The sequence below is a fragment of the Aeromonas sp. A35_P genome, from assembly GCF_002259925.1.
GTDB lineage: Bacteria > Pseudomonadota > Gammaproteobacteria > Enterobacterales > Aeromonadaceae > Aeromonas > Aeromonas dhakensis.
On record NZ_NEVB01000187.1, the window covers coordinates 1 to 18,525 of the forward strand.

An 18,525-nucleotide genomic window follows, 5' to 3' on the forward strand; every position below is an offset into this window, starting at 1 on the left:
TTGACATCCTCCCCCGCCTAAAGTCGGGGGATTCCTACGGCGCCCACCCCGGCATCGAGCCGGGGTGGGTCGCTTCGGCGGGTTCCTGCTGCTGGCGACCTTACTGCATCGCTCACTTCACAGGCGAACCGGGCGTGTCCCGCCCTTAAAACATTGATCGCGCCGACCAGATCAGCGTTTTCCTCGAAGCCACATTCGACGCACGCAAACCGCTCTTGCGTCTGCCGGTTGTCCGCCGATACATGGCCGCAGCACGGACAGGTGCGGCTCGTGTTCTGCGGCGGGACGGCGACAAGCCAGCCGCCGTTCCACGCCAGCTTGTAATCGAGCTGACGCCGGAACTCGAACCAGCCCTGATCGAGGATGGACTTGTTCAGACCAGACTTGGCCCGAACTTTTCTTCCCGGCGCATCGGCCGTACCTGCCGCCGACCTGGACATGTTGCCTACCTGCAAGTCCTCGATACACACCATCGCGTGGTTTTGGCTGATCGCGGTCGTGGTCTTGTGCAGGAAGTCGCGGCGGGCATTGCCGATGCGGGAATGGATGCGCTGGACGCGGGCTTTTGCCTTCTTCCAGTTGTTGCTGAACTTGGTTTTGCGGCTCATCGCCTGCTGCGCTTTGCGCAAGCGGGCTTCCTGCCGTTTGAAACTGTTGAGGGGTTCGAGGTAACTCCCGTCGCTCAGCGTGGCGAAGCGAGCGATGCCCATGTCGATGCCGACCGCGCCACCGTTGGGTATCGGCTGCGCGACCTCGCGCTCGGTCTGGATGCTGATGAACCACTTGCCACCGCCGGCGGACACCGTGATCTGCTTGATCTCGCCCAACACATCGCGGCTATTGCGGTAACGCAGCCAGCCGAGTTTCGGGAGGAAGATGCGGCTATTGGCCTGATCGAGCTTGATCTGCTTCGGATCGGGATAGCGGAAGCTGTCGCCTTGCCCCTTCTTCTTGAAGCGTGGGAAGTCGGCCCGCTTGGCGAAGAAGTTGGTGTAGGCCCGCTCCAGATCCTTGATCGCCTGTTGCAGCGGATGCGTCGGCGCATCCTTGAGCCACGGCGTCTCCGGGCCGTTGCGCCATTCGGTGAGCCGCTTGCACAGCCCGGCATAGCCGAGCTTCTTCTCCCTTTGCTCGTAGCGTTCCTTCTGCAACGCCAGTGCCTTGTTGAACACGAACCGGCACGACCCGGCGAAGCGGCGCATGTCGCGCTGCTGATCGCCAGTCGGCATCAGTTCGTATTTGAAGGCTTGGAGGCGTTGCATGCGGATAGTATAGTTTGGTCTATGAACAACGACAACGATATTCGGCACGGAAGGCATTGCGTCTTCCTGATGCATGTACATTTGGTCTTTGTGACCAAATACCGCCGCGAGGTATTCACCAAGGAAATCCTCGACGACCTCTTTGGCATCTTCGCCGGCGTCTGCCGGGACTTCGAGGCGGAACTGGTGGAGTTCGACGGGGAGGACGATCATGTTCACCTGCTGGTGAACTATCCGCCGAAAGTCGCCGTGTCGGCGCTGGTGAACAGCCTGAAAGGCGTCTCCAGCCGCATGATCCGCAAGAAGAACTACCCGAGCATCCGCAAGAAACTGTGGGGCGGTGCGCTGTGGTCGCCGTCCTACTTCGCTGGAAGCTGTGGCGGTGCGCCTATCGAGATCATCCGCCAGTACATTGAGCAGCAGCAGACGCCACACTGACCGCCGCAAAGGACGCCTACGGCGTCCGCGCTATCCTTCCCCGGCCTGAAGGCCGAGGCTTGCCGCGCACTCGGTCAAGCGATCTGATAGCGGCCCGGCTTGTGGTTGAGTGTCAACACCAGGTTACAGATGATGGCCGCCACCACGGAGAGCGCCAGGATCCAGGGCTGCACCACGAAGAAGGAGGCGATGACGATGGTGCAATCCAGCCCCATTTGCAGCTTGCCGGCACGGATGCCGAACCGATCCTGGATAAACAGCGCCAGGATGTTGAAGCCGCCCAGGCTCGATTTGTGGCGAAACATGATGAGCAGCCCCATGCCGATCAGGGTACCGCCGATGAGCGCCGCGTAGACCGGCTCAATCTTGCCGATTTGCAGCACGGCGTTGAGGTGATCCGTCATGAAGGAGACCGCCGCCACCGAGACGAAGGTGTTGAGGGTGAAGCGCGGCCCCATCCTGAGCCAGGCCAGGGCATAGAAGGGCAGGTTCATGCCGAAGAACAGCAGGCCGAAGCTCAGCCCGGTCACCTGCTGCAGCAGCAGCGCCAGCCCGGCGGTGCCGCCGGTGAGCAGGCCCACCTGATGAAACAGAAAGATGCCGAGGGAGACGAAGCCGGCTGCGGTCAGCAGGGCGATGATGTCTTCATAGAGGGGGTGCGCAGTGCGAACGGTGTGCGCCGAGACGGGGGTGTTGTCCATAACCGGTATCCAATAGCGAAGTAAAAGAGTGTCTGTTGCCCACCTGGCGGGCGCGAGCCCTGTCCACAGGGCTTCGTTATGGGGTTCAGTCTATTTTTTGCGACCATGATCACAATAGTTGCTGCCCATGCCCCGTTTTGGGGCCTGTCATTCTCCATTGACAGCCGCTGCACCAAGATGCAGCATGCCGCGCCTGAACCGCCCCCGCCGAGACGAAAAGGGCGGCTCGCCATGGCACAGACGCGCCGGCTCTGCTAAAAAGCGCGCAGCCCCCTTTTCGCATCACCATCAGGAACCCCATGATCTGCACAGGACCTCAGCCATGAAGTATCTGGTCACCGGCGCCGCCGGTTTTATCGGTTTTCACGTAGCCAGACGGCTGTGCGAGGCGGGTCATCAGGTGGTGGGGCTGGACAACCTCAACGACTACTACGAGGTGAGCCTCAAAGAGGCTCGTCTGGCGATGCTGACCCCCTTCCCCCATTTTCGCTTCGTAGAGGGCGAGCTGGCGGACCGGGCCGGCATGGCCGCCCTGTTTGCCGAGGGGCAGTTCGAGCGGGTGATCCACCTGGGGGCCCAGGCGGGGGTGCGCCATTCGCTGGAAAACCCGTTTGCCTACAGCGAGAGCAACCTCACCGGCATGCTGACGGTGCTGGAGGGGTGCCGCCAGCACGGCATCCGGCATCTGATCTATGCCTCCTCCAGCTCGGTCTACGGCATGGGCGAGCAGCTGCCGTTCAGTGCCGATCAGCAGGTGGACCACCCGGTCTCCCTCTATGCCGCCACCAAGAAGAGCGGCGAGCTGATGGCCCACGCCTACTCGGCGCTCTACGGCCTGCCCACCACAGGGCTGCGCTTCTTCACCGTCTACGGCCCCTGGGGCCGGCCCGACATGGCCATCGCCAAGTTCACCCGCGCCATCCTGGCGGGCGAGCCCATCGACGTCTACAACCAAGGCGATCTCAGCCGCGACTTCACCTTCATCGACGACATCGTCGAGGGGATCCTCGCCGTCGCCGAGCTGCCGCCCCGCCCCAATCCTCACTGGCACGCCGGCGAGCAGAGCCCTGCCGAGAGCGCCGCGCCTTACCGCATCCTCAACATCGGTCATGGCCAGCCGGTGCGACTGCTCGACTTCATCGAGGCGCTGGAACAGGCGCTGGACAAGCCGGCCATCAAGCGGATGCTGCCGATGCAGGCGGGCGACATGCACGCCACCTGGGCCGACAGCGAGCCCCTCTACACCCTCACCGGCCTGCGCCCCGCCACCTCCATCAAGGAAGGGGTCGCCGCGTTCGTGCGCTGGTATCTCGACTACTACCAACCCGCCCGCTGAGCGGGAGTGGCTATCCCAACCGGGCCCGGCCGGCTGAGAATTGCCTGATGAGTTAATGGGATGGCGCCGCTTCACATCCCCCCTTAGGATGGGGATGTGAAGCGGATGGCGGTTTGCCGGACACCGGCTGGGGTATACTGGCCGCACTTGGTGCCACACGGGCACGCATCCGCCCCCCACCATGATGAGAAGGAGTCACCTCATGATCCGTATTCTGCTGTTGCTGGGCGCCGCCCTGTCTGCCTACGGACTGCAACAGAGCCATACCCTGATGCCGCTGCTGAGCCTGCTCAGCCTGCTCTCGCTCTGGGTGGCGAGCGAAATTCGCCTGATGTATCGCCAGCTGCCCGCCACCGAGCCGGACGAGCAGCCCTATCACCTCGACGTCTGAGGGGCCAGGGACAACTGATTTAGCCACCTCTTTATCGCCACCGACCACCTGGATGCACCGCCAGCCCCTGATAGGACTGCATCGGTCATTGGTTCCATACCGTTTTGATATCTGGATACCTGAATCCATAACAACAGGATCCACTGGATTAATGGCAGAACGGGCCATGTTCCCCTATATCTTCTGTACCCCAACAGGAGAGAATCCATGTCGAGCCTCAGCGAAAACAGGCTGTTTTTGCTGCTTTTTTTATCGCTGTTGCTGGCCGGTAACGTGCAGGCAGCGGCGCAAAGCAGGGATTTCAGACAGGCGCCCAAGGCGCTCAGCGCACTGAAGCAAGGTCAACAGGCACAGAGTCAGGGCAACCTGACCCAGGCCATCCACTTCTACTGCGCCGCCGCCACCACGGGTAACCCGGAAGGGTATTTTCGCATCGGCCGCCTGCTCGCCACCGGCCCAGGCTCGGTTCGCAACCCCCGCATGGCCAACGCCTACCTGGCCATGGCGATCCGCCTTGGCAACCAGCAGGCCATCCGTTACTACAACAGCCGGGTCGGCAACGCCGTGATGGGGGATCAATGCGGCAGCGGCGTCGGCGGATCCGGCGGCTACTTCGCCGTCATTCCCACCACCCCTTTCAATCTGGAGGCCTATCTGGCACGCCAGTCACCCGCCAAGCAGAAGCTGGCCAACATGCTGCGCACCGCCGCCAAGCGCCACCGCATCGACGAACGGCTGGTACTGGCCATCGCCATCGCCGAATCCAACCTCGACAGCCGCGCCGTCTCCCCCAAGAATGCTCAGGGACTGATGCAGCTCATTCCCGAGACCCAGCAGCGCTTCGGGGTGACCCGCCCCTTCGACCCGGAGCAGAACATCAAGGGTGGGGTAGCCTACCTCAAGTGGCTGCACACCCACTTCGACGGCAACTGGACCCTGATGTCGGCGGCCTACAACGCCGGCGAGAAGTCGGTGGATCAGTATGGCGGCATCCCCCCCTATCAGGAGACCCAGCAATATGTGCGGCGGGTTCTCTACTTCGCCGGCCACAAGCAACCCTGAACCATTTTCCCGACCGCAGCGCTATTGATACGAATCACATCTGATTTGCGCAACCGTTTTCCTTTCGGTAGGATGCGGCGCTTTCTCGCAAGTCCTACAGGTATCCCATGAACATCATCACACGCTGCTCGCGCCTGCTCGTTCTGCTCGCGCTCTTCTCCTCCGCCGCCATGGAGCGCTTCCAGCCGCGCCTCGTCATCAACCAGGGCACGGCGGGCGGCCACGATCCGGCACTGCACCGGGGTGACATCGTCATCGGCACCAAGAGCTTCAACATGGGGGCCTATCGCAGTGATCTGACCCCCGCCGAGCAGGGGGTCGATCCGAGCAAATGGCACAACTTCGAGGTCACCATGCGCCTGCGCGACAACGGCAAGCTGGTAGAACACACCGCCTTTGCCGGCGATCCCGAGCTGGTCGGTCGCGCCCTCGGCATGGCAGACCGTTATCGGCACGGTCGGGTGATCCCCGGCATCATAGGCACCGCCGACGAGTGGAACCGCCAGGTCGCCCGCATCAACTGGCTGCACCAGACCTACCAGACCGCCGCGGAAGAGATGGAGACCTCGTCCGCCGCCCTGGTGGCCGAGGCCTACAAGGTACCCTTCGTGGGGATCCGGGTGCTCTCCAACACCGATCTGCACGGCGAGGAGTTCGATCCGCAAACCGCCATCCACTGCCAGCAGTTCGTCATCGACTACGCAAAGACGCTCATCAGCAGCTTCAACAAAGCCTGATAGCACCAAAGAGGCCGCCACTGTGGCGGCCTCTTTACCCTACGACACCCATGCTGCGGCATTACCCGCTTTTTTCTCTGCAGACCGACCTCAGCCAGCAGGCAACACCTTGCACCCATAGTGGCGGTAATAGCCCACCAGATTGCTGACCAGAAACAGCCCTTCCTGCAGTATCCAGCGCCCCCAAGGCCAACAACGGCTGACCCGGCTGCAAGGTCAAACGGGGCAGGTGGCCGGCAAGCGGCTCACCGATGGCGGGATCCAGCCCCATGGCGGCGAGGGTGGCTGCCAGAGGTGGGGCAGAGGGCTGGCTGGTCATGCAAACTCCGGGGCAAACTGGGCCTTCATCATGCCAAGTTTGGCGGCCCGTTGCAGCAGGGCGTGATGGCCCCGGCCAAGGGGATGGCCGACCGAGTGCCACCTTTGCCCCCCCTCGCCCATTGGTTTACAATCGACGGGTTTTTTGGAACCCGGTTGGCGACCCGCCGACCTGGCCCCACCACGACCTCAGTCTGTTAGTGCCAAGACATTAACCTGCTGAAAAGGAAGAGAATTAGCCAATGGCTCAATTTATTTACACCATGAACAGGGTCGGCAAGGTAGTGCCGCCCAAGCGTCATATTCTCAAGAACATCTCCCTCTCCTTCTTCCCGGGCGCCAAGATCGGCGTGCTGGGTCTGAACGGCGCCGGTAAATCGACCCTGCTGCGCATCATGGCAGGCATCGATACCGAGATCGAAGGGGAAGCGCGTCCGCAACCCGGCATCAAGATCGGCTACCTGCCGCAGGAGCCCAAGCTGGATCCGGAGCAGACCGTGCGCGAAGCGGTCGAAGAGGCGGTCGGCGAGGTAAAACGCGCCATGGCCCGGCTAGACGAGGTCTATGCGGCCTACGCCGACCCGGATGCGGATTTTGACAAGCTGGCCCGCGAACAGGGCGAGCTAGAAGCCATCATCCAGGCCCAGGGTGGCCACAACATGGAAAACCAGCTGGAGCGCGCGGCCGACGCCTTGCGCCTGCCGGCCTGGGATGCCAAGATCAAGCACCTCTCCGGTGGTGAGCGCCGCCGCGTGGCCCTGTGCCGTCTGCTGCTGGAAAAGCCGGACATGTTGCTCTTGGACGAACCGACCAACCACCTGGATGCGGAATCCGTGGCCTGGCTGGAGCGCTTCCTGCATGACTACGAGGGCACCGTCGTGGCCATCACCCACGACCGTTACTTCCTCGATAACGTGGCCGGCTGGATCCTGGAGCTGGACCGCGGCGAAGGCATCCCTTGGGAAGGCAACTACTCCTCCTGGCTGGAGCAGAAGGATGCCCGTCTGGCACAGGAAGCCAGCACGGAAGCGGCTCGTCGCAAGTCCATCGAGAAAGAGCTGGAGTGGGTTCGTCAGAACCCGAAAGGCCGTCAGGCCAAGTCAAAGGCTCGTATGGCTCGCTTCGAAGAGCTCAACACCAACGACTACCAGAAGCGCAACGAGACCAACGAGCTGTTCATTCCGCCCGGACCGCGCCTCGGCGACAAGGTGGTGGAAGTGGCCAACCTACGCAAATCCTACGGTGACCGGGTGCTGATCGACGATCTGTCGTTTGCCATTCCGAAGGGGGCCATCGTCGGTATCATAGGTCCGAACGGTGCCGGTAAATCGACCTTGTTCCGCATGATGTCGGGTCAGGAGCAGCCGGATTCCGGCGCCATCACCCTGGGTGAGACCGTGGTGCTGGCCTCTGTCGATCAGTTCCGCGACAGCATGGATGACAAGAAGACGGTATTCGAAGAGGTCGCCGACGGCCAGGACATCCTGCGCATCGGCAACTACGAGTTCCCGAGCCGCGCCTACATCGGCCGTTTCAACTTCAAGGGTTCCGACCAGCAGAAGCGGGTCGGCGAGCTCTCCGGCGGTGAACGCGGCCGTCTGCACCTGGCCAAGCTGCTGCAGACCGGCGGCAACGTGCTGCTGCTGGATGAACCGACCAACGACCTGGACATCGAAACCCTGCGCGCCCTCGAGAACGCCCTGCTGGAGTTCCCGGGTTGTGCCATGGTCATCTCCCACGACCGCTGGTTCCTCGACCGCATCGCCACCCACATCCTGGACTATCAGGACGAGGGCAAGATCGAATTCTTCGAAGGCAACTTCACCGAATACGAAGAGTGGAAGAAGAAGACCTACGGCGCCGAGGCGGTTCAGCCGCACAGAGCCAAGTACAAGCGCATCGCCAAGTAAACCGGCAAATGCGACAAGGGGAGCCCAGGCTCCCCTTTCTTGTGCCCGATGGCTTACAATCCAAGACGGATACCTTATGCATGGATGTAGCAAGATGACGACCCAGCCCACCACAGAGAAGAAACTGACCATCCAGATCCGGGTCGAGCCGGGCTGCCTCGGGCCGGACGGCAAGGTGCACATCGAGACCTTCTGTGCCGCCGCCGCCAGGATCTTTGCCGCCGTGGAGCCGGAGCTGGTGAACTGGACCCTGCTGCCCCGCTATGACAAGCAGCTGCCGGAGCAGGAGTTCTTCATCGACGGCCGCAAGCTGAGCGAGGAGCAGGCCAGCCTCTTCCTGCGCCGCATGGGGCGGGAACTGGGAGAAGTGCAGGACAAGCTCGACTCCGTGCTGGCCCAGCTGGTGGAGCGTTACTTCAAGACTCTCTGACCCGCCCCCTGCCCCTCAAAAGGTTCTCCAGCGAGAACCTTTTTTATTTTCGGTCTGGAAAACGTTTGAATTTTTGCTCTATTCATTGATCCGCCTCGCAGATCCGGGGTTTGTAAACGGCGCCGCCTGTGTAAAAATGTGCGCGCTGTCACGGTATCAGGACGAGTCTGGTTGTTTAACCACCAGAAACCGGGCGTTACTCCCCCCATGGAGGATGCCCCTCTCCTGCTGCTTATTTCACGTCACCTATTGGAATCCAACATGAATCAACCACACCAGGCCCCCGCACAGGCCGCCGGGCAAGGATTGCTTGAGCGTCTGTTTGCCCTGAAGGGCCATGGCACCAACGCCCGCACCGAAGTGATCGCCGGCATCACCACCTTCCTGACCATGGTCTACATCGTCTTCGTCAACCCGCAGATCCTCTCTGCGGCGGGCATGGACACCCAGGCCGTGTTCGTCACCACCTGCCTCATCGCCGGCATCGGCAGCATCCTGATGGGCCTGTTGGCCAACCTGCCCATCGCGCTGGCACCGGCCATGGGTCTCAATGCCTTCTTCGCCTTCGTGGTGGTGGCTGGCATGGGCTACTCCTGGCAAGTGGGCATGGGCACCATCTTCTGGGGCGCCATGGGCCTGCTGATCCTCACCCTGCTGCGGGTGCGCTACTGGCTCATCGCCAACATTCCGCTCACCCTGCGGGTCGGCATCACCGCCGGCATCGGCCTCTTGATCGCCCTGCTCGGCCTGCACAACGCCGGTATCGTGGTGGCCAGCCCCGCGACCATGGTGACGGTGGGCAACCTCACTTCCCTGCCCTGCCTGCTGGGGCTGCTCGGCTTCTTCCTGATCTGCATCTTCTCGGCCCGCGGCGTCCACTCCGCCGTGCTGATCGCCATTGTGGTGACCACCACCCTGGGCTGGCTGTTTGGCGATGTCACTTTCAAGGGCTTCGTCTCCATGCCCCCCAGCATTGAGCCGGTGTTCGGCCAGCTGGATCTGATGGGGTCGCTCGATATCAGCCTGGCCGGGATCATCTTCTCCTTTATGCTGGTCAATCTCTTTGATTCGTCAGGAACTCTGATCGGCGTCACCAACCGCGCCAAGCTGGCCGATGACAAGGGGCACTTCCCGCGCATGAAGCAGGCCCTGCTGGTGGATAGCGCCAGCTCCGTCGGCGGCGCCTTCATGGGCACCTCCTCGGTCACCGCCTTCATCGAGAGCAGCTCAGGCGTCGCCGTCGGCGGCCGTACCGGTCTGACCGCCATCGTGGTCGGCCTGCTGTTCCTGTTGGCCATCTTCTTCTCTCCGGTCGCCGCCATGGTACCGGCGTATGCCGCCGCCGGCGCCCTCATCTACGTGGGCGTGCTGATGTGCTCCGAGCTGACCCGGGTGAAGTGGGAAGACCTGACCGAAGCGGTGCCGGCCTTCATGACCGCCGTCATGATGCCGTTCAGCTTCTCCATCACCGAGGGGATCGCCGTGGGCTTCATCTCCTACTGCGTGATGAAGGCGGGCACCGGCCGCTGGCGCGAGATCAACCCCTGCGTGCTGGTGGTGGCCCTGCTGTTCGTGCTCAAGTTTGTCTGGGTCGACAGCCACTAAGCCACGACGCACAAATACTGCGCAAACAAAAATGCCCGTCAGCGACGGGCATTTTTTATGGCTGATGAAGGGGGGCTCAGCGAATGCCGCGCGCCTCGCGGATCCACTCCCAGGCCTGCTGGATCTCCTGGGTCTTCTCCTTGGCCATCTCCATCATTTCGGGCGGCAAGCCCTTGGCGGCCAGCTTGTCCGGGTGATGCTTGCTCATCTCCTTGCGGTAGGCGCGCTTGATCTCCTGATCGCTGTCGCTCTCGCTCACCCCCAGCAGCTGATAGGCATCCTTGAGCCTGTCACGGGAGGGGGCCTCCTGCCGATACTGCTGGCCACCCTGCCCGCCATTCTGATACTGACCACCGTGCGCCCGATTGAAGAAGTTCATCTGCGCCTCGGCCATCGCCAGGATACGAGCCAGCTCGATGCGGCTGAAGCCCAGCTCGTCAGCGATGGTGTGCAGGATGGCACGCTCGCTGGCCTCGACCTTGCCATCGGCGAAGGCGGCCTGCAGCTGTACCTCGAGGAAGAAGCGCAGGATATCGCGCTGGCCCTGGCTGGCCTGACGAAACTCGGTCAGGGTCTCCCGCAGCGGGAAGTCCGCCTCCTTGCCCTGGCGGAACGACTCCTGAGCGCGAGCCCGCTGCTCCCCTGCCAGCCGCATCCGGTCCATCAGGTTGGAGGCGACCCGGATCTCCTGCTCGGTCACCTGGCCGCTCGCCTTGGCGATGTGGCCCATGACGGCGAAGGTGGCGTGGAAGAAGACCGCCTGTTGCTGCTGGGTGGGGGCGCGGCGAAAATTCAAGCCCATGCCTCGATCGAAGCGGTGGCCGATCCAGAGGCCAAGCAGGGCACCGAAGATGTTGCCGAGCAGAAAACCGAAGAAGGCGCCAAGCACCTTACCCCAAATACGCATGGTTCAAGACCTCGTGAAATTAATGAGTGCGTCCTTGCAACTGATCGTCCAGCTCGTGCAGCCGCTGGACCGTCCCTATGTCGCGCCACTCGCCGGCCAGCAGGCTGCCGCCCACCCTGCCTTGCGCCATCCACTCCCGCAGCAGGGGCGCCAGCTTGCGTGTCCCCGCCACCAATCCGGCAAAGGCGGTGGGCTCATAGAGTCCGACGCCGCTGAAGGTCAGCGCCGGGGTATCGACCACCTTGCCCGCCTGCAGCGCAAAATCCCCCGCCGGATGCTGCGGTGGGTTGGGCACCAGCCAGAGGTGGGCCAGCTGGTCGCCAAGGGGCTGGCTCACCAGAGTGCGATAGTCCAGGTCGAGCCAGGTATCGCCGTTGATCACCAGAAAAGGATCTCTGCCCAGCAGCGGCAACGCCTGTACGATGCCGCCGGCGGTCTCCAGCGCGCTCTGCTCGGCCGACCAGTGGATGGAGACCCCGAACGCACGGCCATCACCGAGCGCTTCCACCAGCTTGTGGCCAAGCCAGGCGTGGTTGATGACCAAGTCGGTCACGCCGGCTGCCTTGAGTTTTTCGATATGGTGCACGATGAGCGGCTTGCCCCCCACCGCCAGCAGCGGCTTGGGCAGGCTGTCGGTGAGCGGGCGCATCCGCTCGCCGCGCCCGGCGGCCAGGATCATCGCCTTCATGACGTCACTCCGCTGCGGGCCAGCCCGGGCAGCACCACCTGCTCCAGCCACTGGCCGAAGCGGGCCAGCACCGGATAGGCGGCGCCATGGCTGCGGCAGACATCCACCACGTAGCCCAGGGTGCGGGGAATATCCTTGAGGTAGCCGGACTTGCCGTCGCGGTGGTAGAGCCGGGTGAAGATGCCCGCCGCCTTGAGGTGGCGCTGCATGCCGGTGAGGTCAGCGGCGCGACGAAACGCGGCGTAATCGAGCCCATCCAGCAGATTGGCCTGCTGCAGGGTGTCAAAACCGAGTCGCATGCCCTGCTCGATCACCGCGTCCGGCCAGCGCACGTAGCAGTCTTTCAGCAGCGAGACCAGGTCATAGCTGAGCGGCCCGATGACCATGTCCTGGAAGTCGATGACCGCCAGCTCGCTCTCATTCGGCGTCTCGCCGCCACACACCATCAGGTTGCGGCTGTGAAAATCCCGGTGCATCACCCCCTGCGGCTGGGTCAGGTTGTTCTCGGTGAGGCAGGCGAAGGTCTCGGCCAGCAGTTGCTGCTCTTCATCGCTCAGGGTCAGTTGCAGATGGTGACCCAGCAGCCACTCGGGGAAGATGCTGTTCTCCCGCGCCATGAAGGCAGCATCAAAAGGTTCAAGGTCCAGCTCAACCGCGCCGAGACGGGGCAGCAGCGCGATGGCCTTGCCGTACCATGCCAGCACGTTGTCTGCGTTCAGGCAGCCGATAAGCTGGGTGTCCCCCAGATCGGTCACCGCCAGCAGCCCCTGCTCGTAGTCCACCGCCCGCACCTCGGGGGCCAGCAGACCGCCGGCGTGCAGGGCCGAGGCATTGCGGACAAACTCATGATTCTTTTCGGTTTTAGGGTTGGAATCCACCCAGATCAGGCCACCGCCACGGTGGTAGCGGCGAAAACTGGCGTCACCGGAAATGAGGGTCAACTGCAGGCCGGCATCACCGGAAATCCGGCGCGCCCAGTGCAGCAAGAGGGAATCGCGATCGTGCATAAGTCGGGGACCAAATTGGAAAGCAGCACTTGGCTGTTAGCCCTGGCCGCAATAATGCTTTATCATTGCCGGCTAACATAAAGCAATGACATGCAATGTCAACTCGATGAATCCTGTCGTAAAATGCATGTCTTGAATCAGCCGTAGCTACCACGGATTGCGCGAGTCTTTCACATGACAAAACGGACACTGGGATACTCCTATCCCATCGCCCTGACCATCAGCCTTGTTCCTGCCCTGACCCCTGCCATCGTGCAGGCAGCGCCGCTGACGCCGCCTCCCGCCACCGGGATCCTGGACGGGCTCTGCTATGACTATGTCCCCAAGATTGAAAAACTGGCGCCCGGCACTGACGCCAATGCACAGCCCGTGGAGGTGGATGCCGATCGCCTCGAAGCCAAGCAGGGCGGCACCGCCGTCTATCAGGGCGACGTCAAGGTGCGCCAGGGCGTGCGCAAGTTCGATTCCGACTACGCCGAGCTCGATCAGAAGAGCCGGGACGTCATCGCCATCGGCAACATCTATTACAACGACGGCCAGATCACGGTCACCAGCGACAAGACCCTGAAATCCAACCTGGATACCAAGAACTCCGAGCTGGAAGAGGGCAAGTATCAGGTGCATGGCTCGCCTGTGCGCGGCTCCGCCGACCGGGTCACCATGACCAACAACAACCAGAACATCACCCTGGAAGGGGCCCAGTACACCACCTGCCCACCGGGTCAGGAAGTGTGGACCCTGAAGGCGGGCAGCATCGACATCGATCAGACCGAGGTGTTCGGGGAAGCCTGGAGCGCCAGCCTCTGGCTCTACGACTATCCGGTGTTCTACTTCCCGTACATCAACTTCCCCATCAAGGATGAGCGCAAGACGGGTCTGCTCTACCCGGGTTACACCCAGAGCTCCAAGAACGGCATGGACATCACCCAGCCGTTCTACTGGAACATAGCCCCCAACTACGATGCCACCATCACCTCCCGTTTCATGGACAGACGGGGCCTGATGGAGCAGGTGCAGTTCCGCTACATGCCGGATCCGGCCCATGTCGGCAGCCTCTATTTCGAGAACCTGGCCAACGACAAGCAGTACGACGAGACCCCGAGCCTAAACGATTACCTCTCCGATGGTCATCGCTACCTGTTGAATGCCCGTCATACCTCCATGTTCATGGACAACGCCATGCGGGTCTCGGTGGACTACACCAAGGTGCGGGATCAGGATTACAACTACTTCAACGACTTCTCTCCCAAGGTGGGTACCCAGGTCGACAACCAGTTGCAACAATCCCTGATGGCCGGTTACTTCCAGCCCAACTGGAACATCAACACCGAGGTGCGTACCTACCAGATCCTGCTGGCCAGCGCCCAGCAGCCCCACGAACTGATGCCGCGCATCAACCACAACTACTACCAGCAAGGCAGCTGGTACGATCTGGCCTGGAACACCGAGATCACCAAGTTCGGCTACAACAATGCCCAGGCCATCGAGCAGAACAAGGGCGGCGCCTACACCGGCACCCGGGTCTACACGGCCCCGACCCTGACCATGCCGCTCATTGACGAGGCGGGCTACTACCTCGACAGCCAGTACAAGCTGATGTACACCCGTTACGATCAGGAAGTACCGGACAACATGAGCCAGACCTTTGTCAGCCGCTTTACCCCTGAAGGCAGCAACGGAGTCACACTGGACGAAGGGATCATCACCCGCACCCTGCCCTCCTTCCGTCTCAAGGGTGGCATGACCTTCGAACGCAACCAGAACTGGTTCGGCGGCGATGCCAACCAGACCCTGGAGCCGGAGTTCCAGTACCTCTATGTGCCCTACAAAAACCAGGACAACATAGGTGTCTATGACTCCACCACCATGCGTCAGGACTACTACAGCCTGTTCAGCGACCGCCGCTACGCCGGTCTGGATCGCATCAGCGACTCCAACCGCCTGTCGGTCGGTGTCACCAGCCGGGTATATGATGAGGCCGGCGATGAACGAATTCGGCTGGCCGTTGCCCAAGCTTTCGATTTTGTTGCTCCCAGGGTCAAGCTCTATCCTCGAGACTCCCTGACCACCAACACCCGCTCGCCGCTCTCCTTCGAGGGGGATGCCAAGATCAACGAGCAGTGGTTTGCCCATGCCGGCGCGCAATATGATATGGACCAGAGCCGCTTCAGCTCCGCCAACAGCGCCGTCGAGTATCGCCATGAGAAGCTGATCAGTCAGCTGAACCACCGTTTCGTGCGCGATGCCAACCTTGTGCCAAACACCAATAACGAGGTCACCGATCTCAACCAGATCGGCCTGCTGTTGACCACCCCGCTCAACGATCAGTGGCACCTGTACGGGGGTTACTATCAGGAGCTGAATCAGAGCGTGAAGTCTGATCGCAAGGTGGGTCTGAAGTACGACTCCTGCTGCTGGAGCATCAACTTCAACCTGGAGTGGGTCAATACGCCCAACAACGTGAACAATACGTCCACAGCCGAGCGCAGTTTCGGTATTCAGTTTGAAATGAAAGGATTGGGTAGCGTGGGTACCGGCTCCAAGGGCACCTCCCTGGATACCGAAGCACTGCCTTACATTCGTCCGTTTAACCTGCGAGACCAATAAGCGGTCTGGCAAACGCCTTGAGAGATGGATATGAAGAAGACGTTGATTTCCCTGCTGACTGCAGGCCTGTTCGGAGCCATGAGCCAGGGAGCCTTCGCCGCCCCCGAGCTGATGGACAAGGTGCTTGCCGTGGTCAACAAGGACGTAGTGCTGGCCAGCCAGCAGGAGGCCCTGGTTCAGAAGGTCAAGATCTCCGCTCAGGAAAACGGCCAGTCCCTGCCCGATGACGCCACCCTGCGCAAACAGGCACTGGATCGCCTGATCCAGGAGAGCCTGCAGTTGCAACTGGCCGAGCGCCAGGGCCTCAAGATCAGCGATACCCAGCTGGAGCAAGCGATCCAGAGCATCGCCGCCGACAACAAGATGACCCTGGATCAGCTGCGTGCCCAGCTCGATCGCGAGGGGCTGACCTATGCCCAGTATCGGGAAGAGGTGCGCCGCGAGATCCTGATGAACGAGGTGCGCCGCAACCAGGTGCGCCGCCGCATCAACATCTCCGAGCAGGAGGTGAAGCAGGTGGTGGATATCCTGGCCAAGCAGGGTCAGCAACAACAGTACCATGTCGGCCACATCCAGGTTGCCCTGCCGGACAACCCGAGCGCCGAGCAGCTCAACGCCGCCAAGAGCAAGATTGAACGCATCCTGGCCGCCCTCAAGCAGGGCGCCGACTTCCGCAAGATGGCCATTGCCGAGAGCAGCGGACCCAAGGCGCTGGAAGGGGGTGACTGGGGCTGGATGAGCCCGCAAGAGATGCCGACTCTGATGGCCGAGGCCGTGCAAGGCGCCAAGAAGGGCGACATCGTCGGCCCGCTGCGCTCCGGTGCCGGTCTGCACATCATCAAGGTGTTCGACAGCAAGGGCCAGCAGCAGGTGGTGCAGACCGAAGTGCGCGCCCGCCACATCCTGATCAAGCCCTCCATCATCCTGAGCGAAGAGAAAGCCAAGGGGATGCTGGACGGCATCCTGCACGACATCAAGAGTGGCAAGGCGAGCTTCGCCAGCCTGGCGGAGAAGTACTCCGAGGATCCGGGTTCCGCGGTGCAGGGTGGCGAACTGGGCTGGTCCGATCCCAACGTCTACGTGCCTGAGTTCCGCGACATGGTCAACCGCCTGCAACCGGGCCAGATCAGCGAACCCTTCCGCACTACCCACGGCTGGCACATCGTCCAGCTGGAAGAGCGCCGCAGCCAGGATGCCACCACCAAGGCCCAGGAGCAGCGCGCCTATCAGCTGATCTACAACCGCCGCTTCACCGAAGAGTCCCAGGCCTGGCTGGACGAGCTGCGTGACGAGGCCTGCATCCAGATCGAAGGCGCCGGCAGCTGATGACCTGTCGTCGCCTCGCCATTACCCCGGGTGAACCGGCCGGGATCGGCCCGGATCTGGTGCTGCAGATTGCCCAGCAGGGTTGGCCACACCAGCTGGTGGTGATCGCCGATCCGGCGCTGCTGCGCGAACGGGCCGCCCTGCTGGGGCTGCCCGTCGAGCTTGAGCCCTATGATGCCGGTCAGCCGGCACAACCGCAGCGGGCGGGCACCCTCACCGTCTGTCCGGTTCCCCTCGGCGCCGCCGTGATACCGGGCAAGCTGGACGAGGGCAATGGCGCCTACGTGCTGGCCACCCTGCAACGCGCCTGCGACGGCAACATGAGCGGCGAATTTGCCGCCGTGGTGACCGGGCCGGTGCACAAGGGGATCATCAACCAGGCTGGCGTCTCATTCAGCGGTCACACCGAGTTCTTCGCCCAGCAATCCAACACCGCCGACGTGGTGATGCTGCTGGCGACTGAAGGGCTGCGGGTCGCGCTGGCGACCACCCACATTCCGCTGGCCTATGTGGCGATGGCCATCACCGAGGATCGCCTCGGCAAGGTGATCCGCATCCTGGATGCGGATCTCAAAGCCAAGTTCGGCATCGCCAAGCCCCGCATTTACGTCTGCGGCCTCAATCCCCACGCCGGGGAAGGCGGCCATCTCGGCCGTGAAGAGATTGACGTGATCGAACCCGCCCTGGCCGGCCTGCGCCAGGAGGGGATCGATCTGGTCGGCCCGCTGCCGGCCGATACCCTGTTCCAGGAGAAATACCTCAAGGATGCGGATGCGGTACTCGCCATGTACCACGACCAGGGGCTGCCCGTGCTCAAATACAAGGGCTTCGGCAGTTCGGTCAATATCACCTTTGGACTCCCTTTCATCCGCACTTCGGTGGATCACGGCACCGCACTGGATCTGGCAGGCAAGGGCCTGGCCGACTCCGGCAGCCTGATCACCGCGATCAACCACGCCATCAAGATGGTAGAGAAAAAAAGATATGAGCAGTAAGGTGCACATGGGCCACACGGCCCGTAAGCGTTTCGGTCAGAACTTCTTGCACGATCGCTACGTGATCGATCAGATCGTGGCCGCCATCAATCCACAACCGGGTCAGAACCTAGTGGAGATAGGCCCGGGTCTGGCCGCGCTGACCGAGCCGGTCGCCGCCCAGATGGACAAGATGACCGTGGTCGAGCTGGACCGGGATCTGGCGGCCCGCCTGCGCGAGCACCCGACTCTGAAGGACAAGCTCACCGTCATCGAAGCGGATGCCATGCGGTTTGACTTCAGCACCCTGATGGGGGAAGGCAAGGGGCCGCTGCGCATCTTCGGCAACCTGCCCTACAACATCTCCACCCCGCTTATCTTCCACCTGTGCGAGTTCGCCGATCGGGTAGAAGACATGCACTTCATGCTGCAAAAGGAAGTGGTACTGCGTCTGGCCGCCGGCCCGGGCAGCAAGGCCTATGGCCGGCTGAGCGTGATGACCCAGTACTACTGCCAGGTAGTACCTGTGCTGGAAGTGGGCCCTGGCGCCTTCAAGCCGGCGCCCAAGGTGGATTCTGCCGTGGTCCGTCTGATCCCGCACAAGAACCCCACCATAGTCGCGAAAGACATTCGTTGCCTGAACCGGGTCTGCACCGAGGGCTTCGGCCAGCGTCGCAAGACCATTCGCAACAGCTTCTCCAACTTCATCACGGACGCCCAGCTGACCGAACTTGGCATCGATGGCAACCTGCGCCCGGAGAACCTCTCCCTCGAGCAGTTCGTCATGATCGCCAACTGGCTGGCGGATCAGCCAAAGGCCTGATCC

17 protein-coding genes and 1 pseudogene are annotated in these 18,525 nt (G+C 62.2%); 12 read left to right on the plus strand and 6 right to left on the minus strand.

What is annotated here, in order from left to right; all coding sequences use genetic code 11:
* Positions 1 to 17: 17 nt before the first annotated feature.
* On the minus strand, positions 18 to 1,262 hold the full coding sequence (locus CAK78_RS11745; RefSeq protein ID WP_094697387.1) for an RNA-guided endonuclease InsQ/TnpB family protein: 1,245 nt from the start codon (positions 1,260 to 1,262) through the stop codon (positions 18 to 20).
* A gap of 21 nt (positions 1,263 to 1,283) precedes the next feature.
* Between CAK78_RS11745 and tnpA the strand changes: the two genes are divergently transcribed.
* A complete protein-coding gene (tnpA, locus tag CAK78_RS11750; RefSeq protein ID WP_094697388.1) occupies positions 1,284 to 1,700 on the plus strand; it encodes an IS200/IS605 family transposase in 417 nt (138 codons plus the stop codon).
* A gap of 74 nt (positions 1,701 to 1,774) precedes the next feature.
* On the opposite strand, the gene CAK78_RS11755 is transcribed toward tnpA, so the two are convergent.
* Complete coding sequence (locus tag CAK78_RS11755) at positions 1,775 to 2,401, minus strand: YitT family protein (RefSeq protein ID WP_094697389.1); 627 nt, start codon at positions 2,399 to 2,401, stop codon at positions 1,775 to 1,777.
* A 322-nt stretch (positions 2,402 to 2,723) separates the two neighbouring features.
* On the opposite strand from CAK78_RS11755, the gene CAK78_RS11760 reads away from it, so the two are divergent.
* From CAK78_RS11760 to CAK78_RS11775, 4 genes are all read left to right on the plus strand, one after another.
* Positions 2,724 to 3,737: an NAD-dependent epimerase gene (locus CAK78_RS11760; RefSeq protein ID WP_094697390.1), complete on the plus strand. Its 1,014-nt coding sequence runs from the start codon at positions 2,724 to 2,726 to the stop codon at positions 3,735 to 3,737.
* Between the two features lie 202 nt (positions 3,738 to 3,939).
* Positions 3,940 to 4,128 (plus strand): hypothetical protein, encoded by a 189-nt coding sequence (locus CAK78_RS11765; RefSeq protein ID WP_094697391.1) that lies wholly within the window; start codon positions 3,940 to 3,942, stop codon positions 4,126 to 4,128.
* A gap of 207 nt (positions 4,129 to 4,335) precedes the next feature.
* Positions 4,336 to 5,190, plus strand: coding sequence for a lytic transglycosylase domain-containing protein (locus CAK78_RS11770; RefSeq protein WP_094697392.1), 855 nt, complete (start codon positions 4,336 to 4,338; stop codon positions 5,188 to 5,190).
* Between the two features lie 107 nt (positions 5,191 to 5,297).
* Entirely contained in the window at positions 5,298 to 5,927 is a 630-nt protein-coding gene (locus CAK78_RS11775) for a phosphorylase family protein (RefSeq protein ID WP_094697393.1), read from the plus strand.
* 175 nt (positions 5,928 to 6,102) lie between these two features.
* On the opposite strand, the pseudogene CAK78_RS23380 reads toward CAK78_RS11775, so the two are convergent.
* Positions 6,103 to 6,246: pseudogene (locus tag CAK78_RS23380) on the minus strand (Crp/Fnr family transcriptional regulator); the annotation flags it as partial.
* Positions 6,247 to 6,487: 241 nt separating this feature from the next.
* On the opposite strand from CAK78_RS23380, the gene ettA reads away from it, so the two are divergent.
* The 3 genes from ettA (at position 6,488) to CAK78_RS11795 (ending at position 10,190) form a co-directional block, all read left to right on the plus strand.
* The gene (ettA, locus tag CAK78_RS11785) at positions 6,488 to 8,155 is read left to right on the plus strand and encodes an energy-dependent translational throttle protein EttA (protein ID WP_054544200.1); all 1,668 of its coding nucleotides are present in this window, start codon (positions 6,488 to 6,490) and stop codon (positions 8,153 to 8,155) included.
* Positions 8,156 to 8,249: 94 nt separating this feature from the next.
* Positions 8,250 to 8,585: a hypothetical protein gene (locus CAK78_RS11790; protein WP_094697394.1), complete on the plus strand. Its 336-nt coding sequence runs from the start codon at positions 8,250 to 8,252 to the stop codon at positions 8,583 to 8,585.
* Positions 8,586 to 8,846: 261 nt separating this feature from the next.
* Positions 8,847 to 10,190 (plus strand): NCS2 family permease, encoded by a 1,344-nt coding sequence (locus tag CAK78_RS11795; protein ID WP_005304142.1) that lies wholly within the window; start codon positions 8,847 to 8,849, stop codon positions 10,188 to 10,190.
* Positions 10,191 to 10,266: 76 nt separating this feature from the next.
* Here the strand turns inward: CAK78_RS11795 and djlA are convergent, their stop codons facing one another.
* Genes djlA through CAK78_RS11810 form a run of 3 tightly spaced genes read right to left on the minus strand, consistent with a single transcriptional unit; the run spans position 10,267 to position 12,792 of the window.
* Positions 10,267 to 11,097: a co-chaperone DjlA gene (gene djlA / locus CAK78_RS11800; RefSeq protein WP_043171013.1), complete on the minus strand. Its 831-nt coding sequence runs from the start codon at positions 11,095 to 11,097 to the stop codon at positions 10,267 to 10,269.
* A gap of 19 nt (positions 11,098 to 11,116) precedes the next feature.
* On the minus strand, positions 11,117 to 11,785 hold the full coding sequence (gene murU / locus CAK78_RS11805; protein WP_094697395.1) for an N-acetylmuramate alpha-1-phosphate uridylyltransferase MurU: 669 nt from the start codon (positions 11,783 to 11,785) through the stop codon (positions 11,117 to 11,119).
* Positions 11,782 to 12,792: an aminoglycoside phosphotransferase family protein gene (locus CAK78_RS11810; protein ID WP_094697396.1), complete on the minus strand. Its 1,011-nt coding sequence runs from the start codon at positions 12,790 to 12,792 to the stop codon at positions 11,782 to 11,784. The genes murU and CAK78_RS11810 overlap by 4 nt, the downstream gene beginning before the upstream one ends.
* A 174-nt stretch (positions 12,793 to 12,966) precedes the next feature.
* Between CAK78_RS11810 and lptD the strand changes: the two genes are divergently transcribed.
* From lptD to rsmA, 4 genes are read left to right on the plus strand one after another with little or no spacing between them, the layout of a single operon-like run.
* A complete protein-coding gene (gene lptD / locus CAK78_RS11815; RefSeq protein ID WP_094697397.1) occupies positions 12,967 to 15,399 on the plus strand; it encodes an LPS assembly protein LptD in 2,433 nt (810 codons plus the stop codon).
* Positions 15,400 to 15,429: 30 nt separating this feature from the next.
* Positions 15,430 to 16,725, plus strand: a complete 1,296-nt coding sequence (gene surA, locus CAK78_RS11820; protein WP_094697398.1) for a peptidylprolyl isomerase SurA — start codon at positions 15,430 to 15,432, stop codon at positions 16,723 to 16,725.
* Positions 16,725 to 17,720: a 4-hydroxythreonine-4-phosphate dehydrogenase PdxA gene (gene pdxA, locus CAK78_RS11825; RefSeq protein ID WP_094697399.1), complete on the plus strand. Its 996-nt coding sequence runs from the start codon at positions 16,725 to 16,727 to the stop codon at positions 17,718 to 17,720. The genes surA and pdxA overlap by 1 nt, the downstream gene beginning before the upstream one ends.
* Positions 17,710 to 18,522 (plus strand): 16S rRNA (adenine(1518)-N(6)/adenine(1519)-N(6))-dimethyltransferase RsmA, encoded by an 813-nt coding sequence (gene rsmA, locus CAK78_RS11830; protein ID WP_005304162.1) that lies wholly within the window; start codon positions 17,710 to 17,712, stop codon positions 18,520 to 18,522. The genes pdxA and rsmA overlap by 11 nt, the downstream gene beginning before the upstream one ends.
* Positions 18,523 to 18,525: the final 3 nt, after the last annotated feature.

Excerpts from the sequence above, each read along its gene's own strand:
- pdxA (WP_094697399.1), top strand. The coding sequence starts at position 16,725 with ATGACCTGTCGTCGCCTCGCCATTACCCCGGGTGAACCGGCCGGGATC.
- CAK78_RS11760 (WP_094697390.1), top strand. The coding sequence starts at position 2,724 with ATGAAGTATCTGGTCACCGGCGCCGCCGGTTTTATCGGTTTTCACGTA.
- djlA (WP_043171013.1), bottom strand. The coding sequence starts at position 11,097 with ATGCGTATTTGGGGTAAGGTGCTTGGCGCCTTCTTCGGTTTTCTGCTC.
- tnpA (WP_094697388.1), top strand. The coding sequence starts at position 1,284 with ATGAACAACGACAACGATATTCGGCACGGAAGGCATTGCGTCTTCCTG.
- CAK78_RS11795 (WP_005304142.1), top strand. The coding sequence starts at position 8,847 with ATGAATCAACCACACCAGGCCCCCGCACAGGCCGCCGGGCAAGGATTG.
- CAK78_RS11790 (WP_094697394.1), top strand. The coding sequence starts at position 8,250 with ATGACGACCCAGCCCACCACAGAGAAGAAACTGACCATCCAGATCCGG.
- CAK78_RS11810 (WP_094697396.1), bottom strand. The coding sequence starts at position 12,792 with ATGCACGATCGCGATTCCCTCTTGCTGCACTGGGCGCGCCGGATTTCC.
- murU (WP_094697395.1), bottom strand. The coding sequence starts at position 11,785 with ATGAAGGCGATGATCCTGGCCGCCGGGCGCGGCGAGCGGATGCGCCCG.
- rsmA (WP_005304162.1), top strand. The coding sequence starts at position 17,710 with ATGAGCAGTAAGGTGCACATGGGCCACACGGCCCGTAAGCGTTTCGGT.
- ettA (WP_054544200.1), top strand. The coding sequence starts at position 6,488 with ATGGCTCAATTTATTTACACCATGAACAGGGTCGGCAAGGTAGTGCCG.
- CAK78_RS11755 (WP_094697389.1), bottom strand. The coding sequence starts at position 2,401 with ATGGACAACACCCCCGTCTCGGCGCACACCGTTCGCACTGCGCACCCC.
- CAK78_RS11745 (WP_094697387.1), bottom strand. The coding sequence starts at position 1,262 with ATGCAACGCCTCCAAGCCTTCAAATACGAACTGATGCCGACTGGCGAT.
- CAK78_RS11765 (WP_094697391.1), top strand. The coding sequence starts at position 3,940 with ATGATCCGTATTCTGCTGTTGCTGGGCGCCGCCCTGTCTGCCTACGGA.
- surA (WP_094697398.1), top strand. The coding sequence starts at position 15,430 with ATGAAGAAGACGTTGATTTCCCTGCTGACTGCAGGCCTGTTCGGAGCC.
- CAK78_RS11770 (WP_094697392.1), top strand. The coding sequence starts at position 4,336 with ATGTCGAGCCTCAGCGAAAACAGGCTGTTTTTGCTGCTTTTTTTATCG.
- lptD (WP_094697397.1), top strand. The coding sequence starts at position 12,967 with ATGACAAAACGGACACTGGGATACTCCTATCCCATCGCCCTGACCATC.
- CAK78_RS11775 (WP_094697393.1), top strand. The coding sequence starts at position 5,298 with ATGAACATCATCACACGCTGCTCGCGCCTGCTCGTTCTGCTCGCGCTC.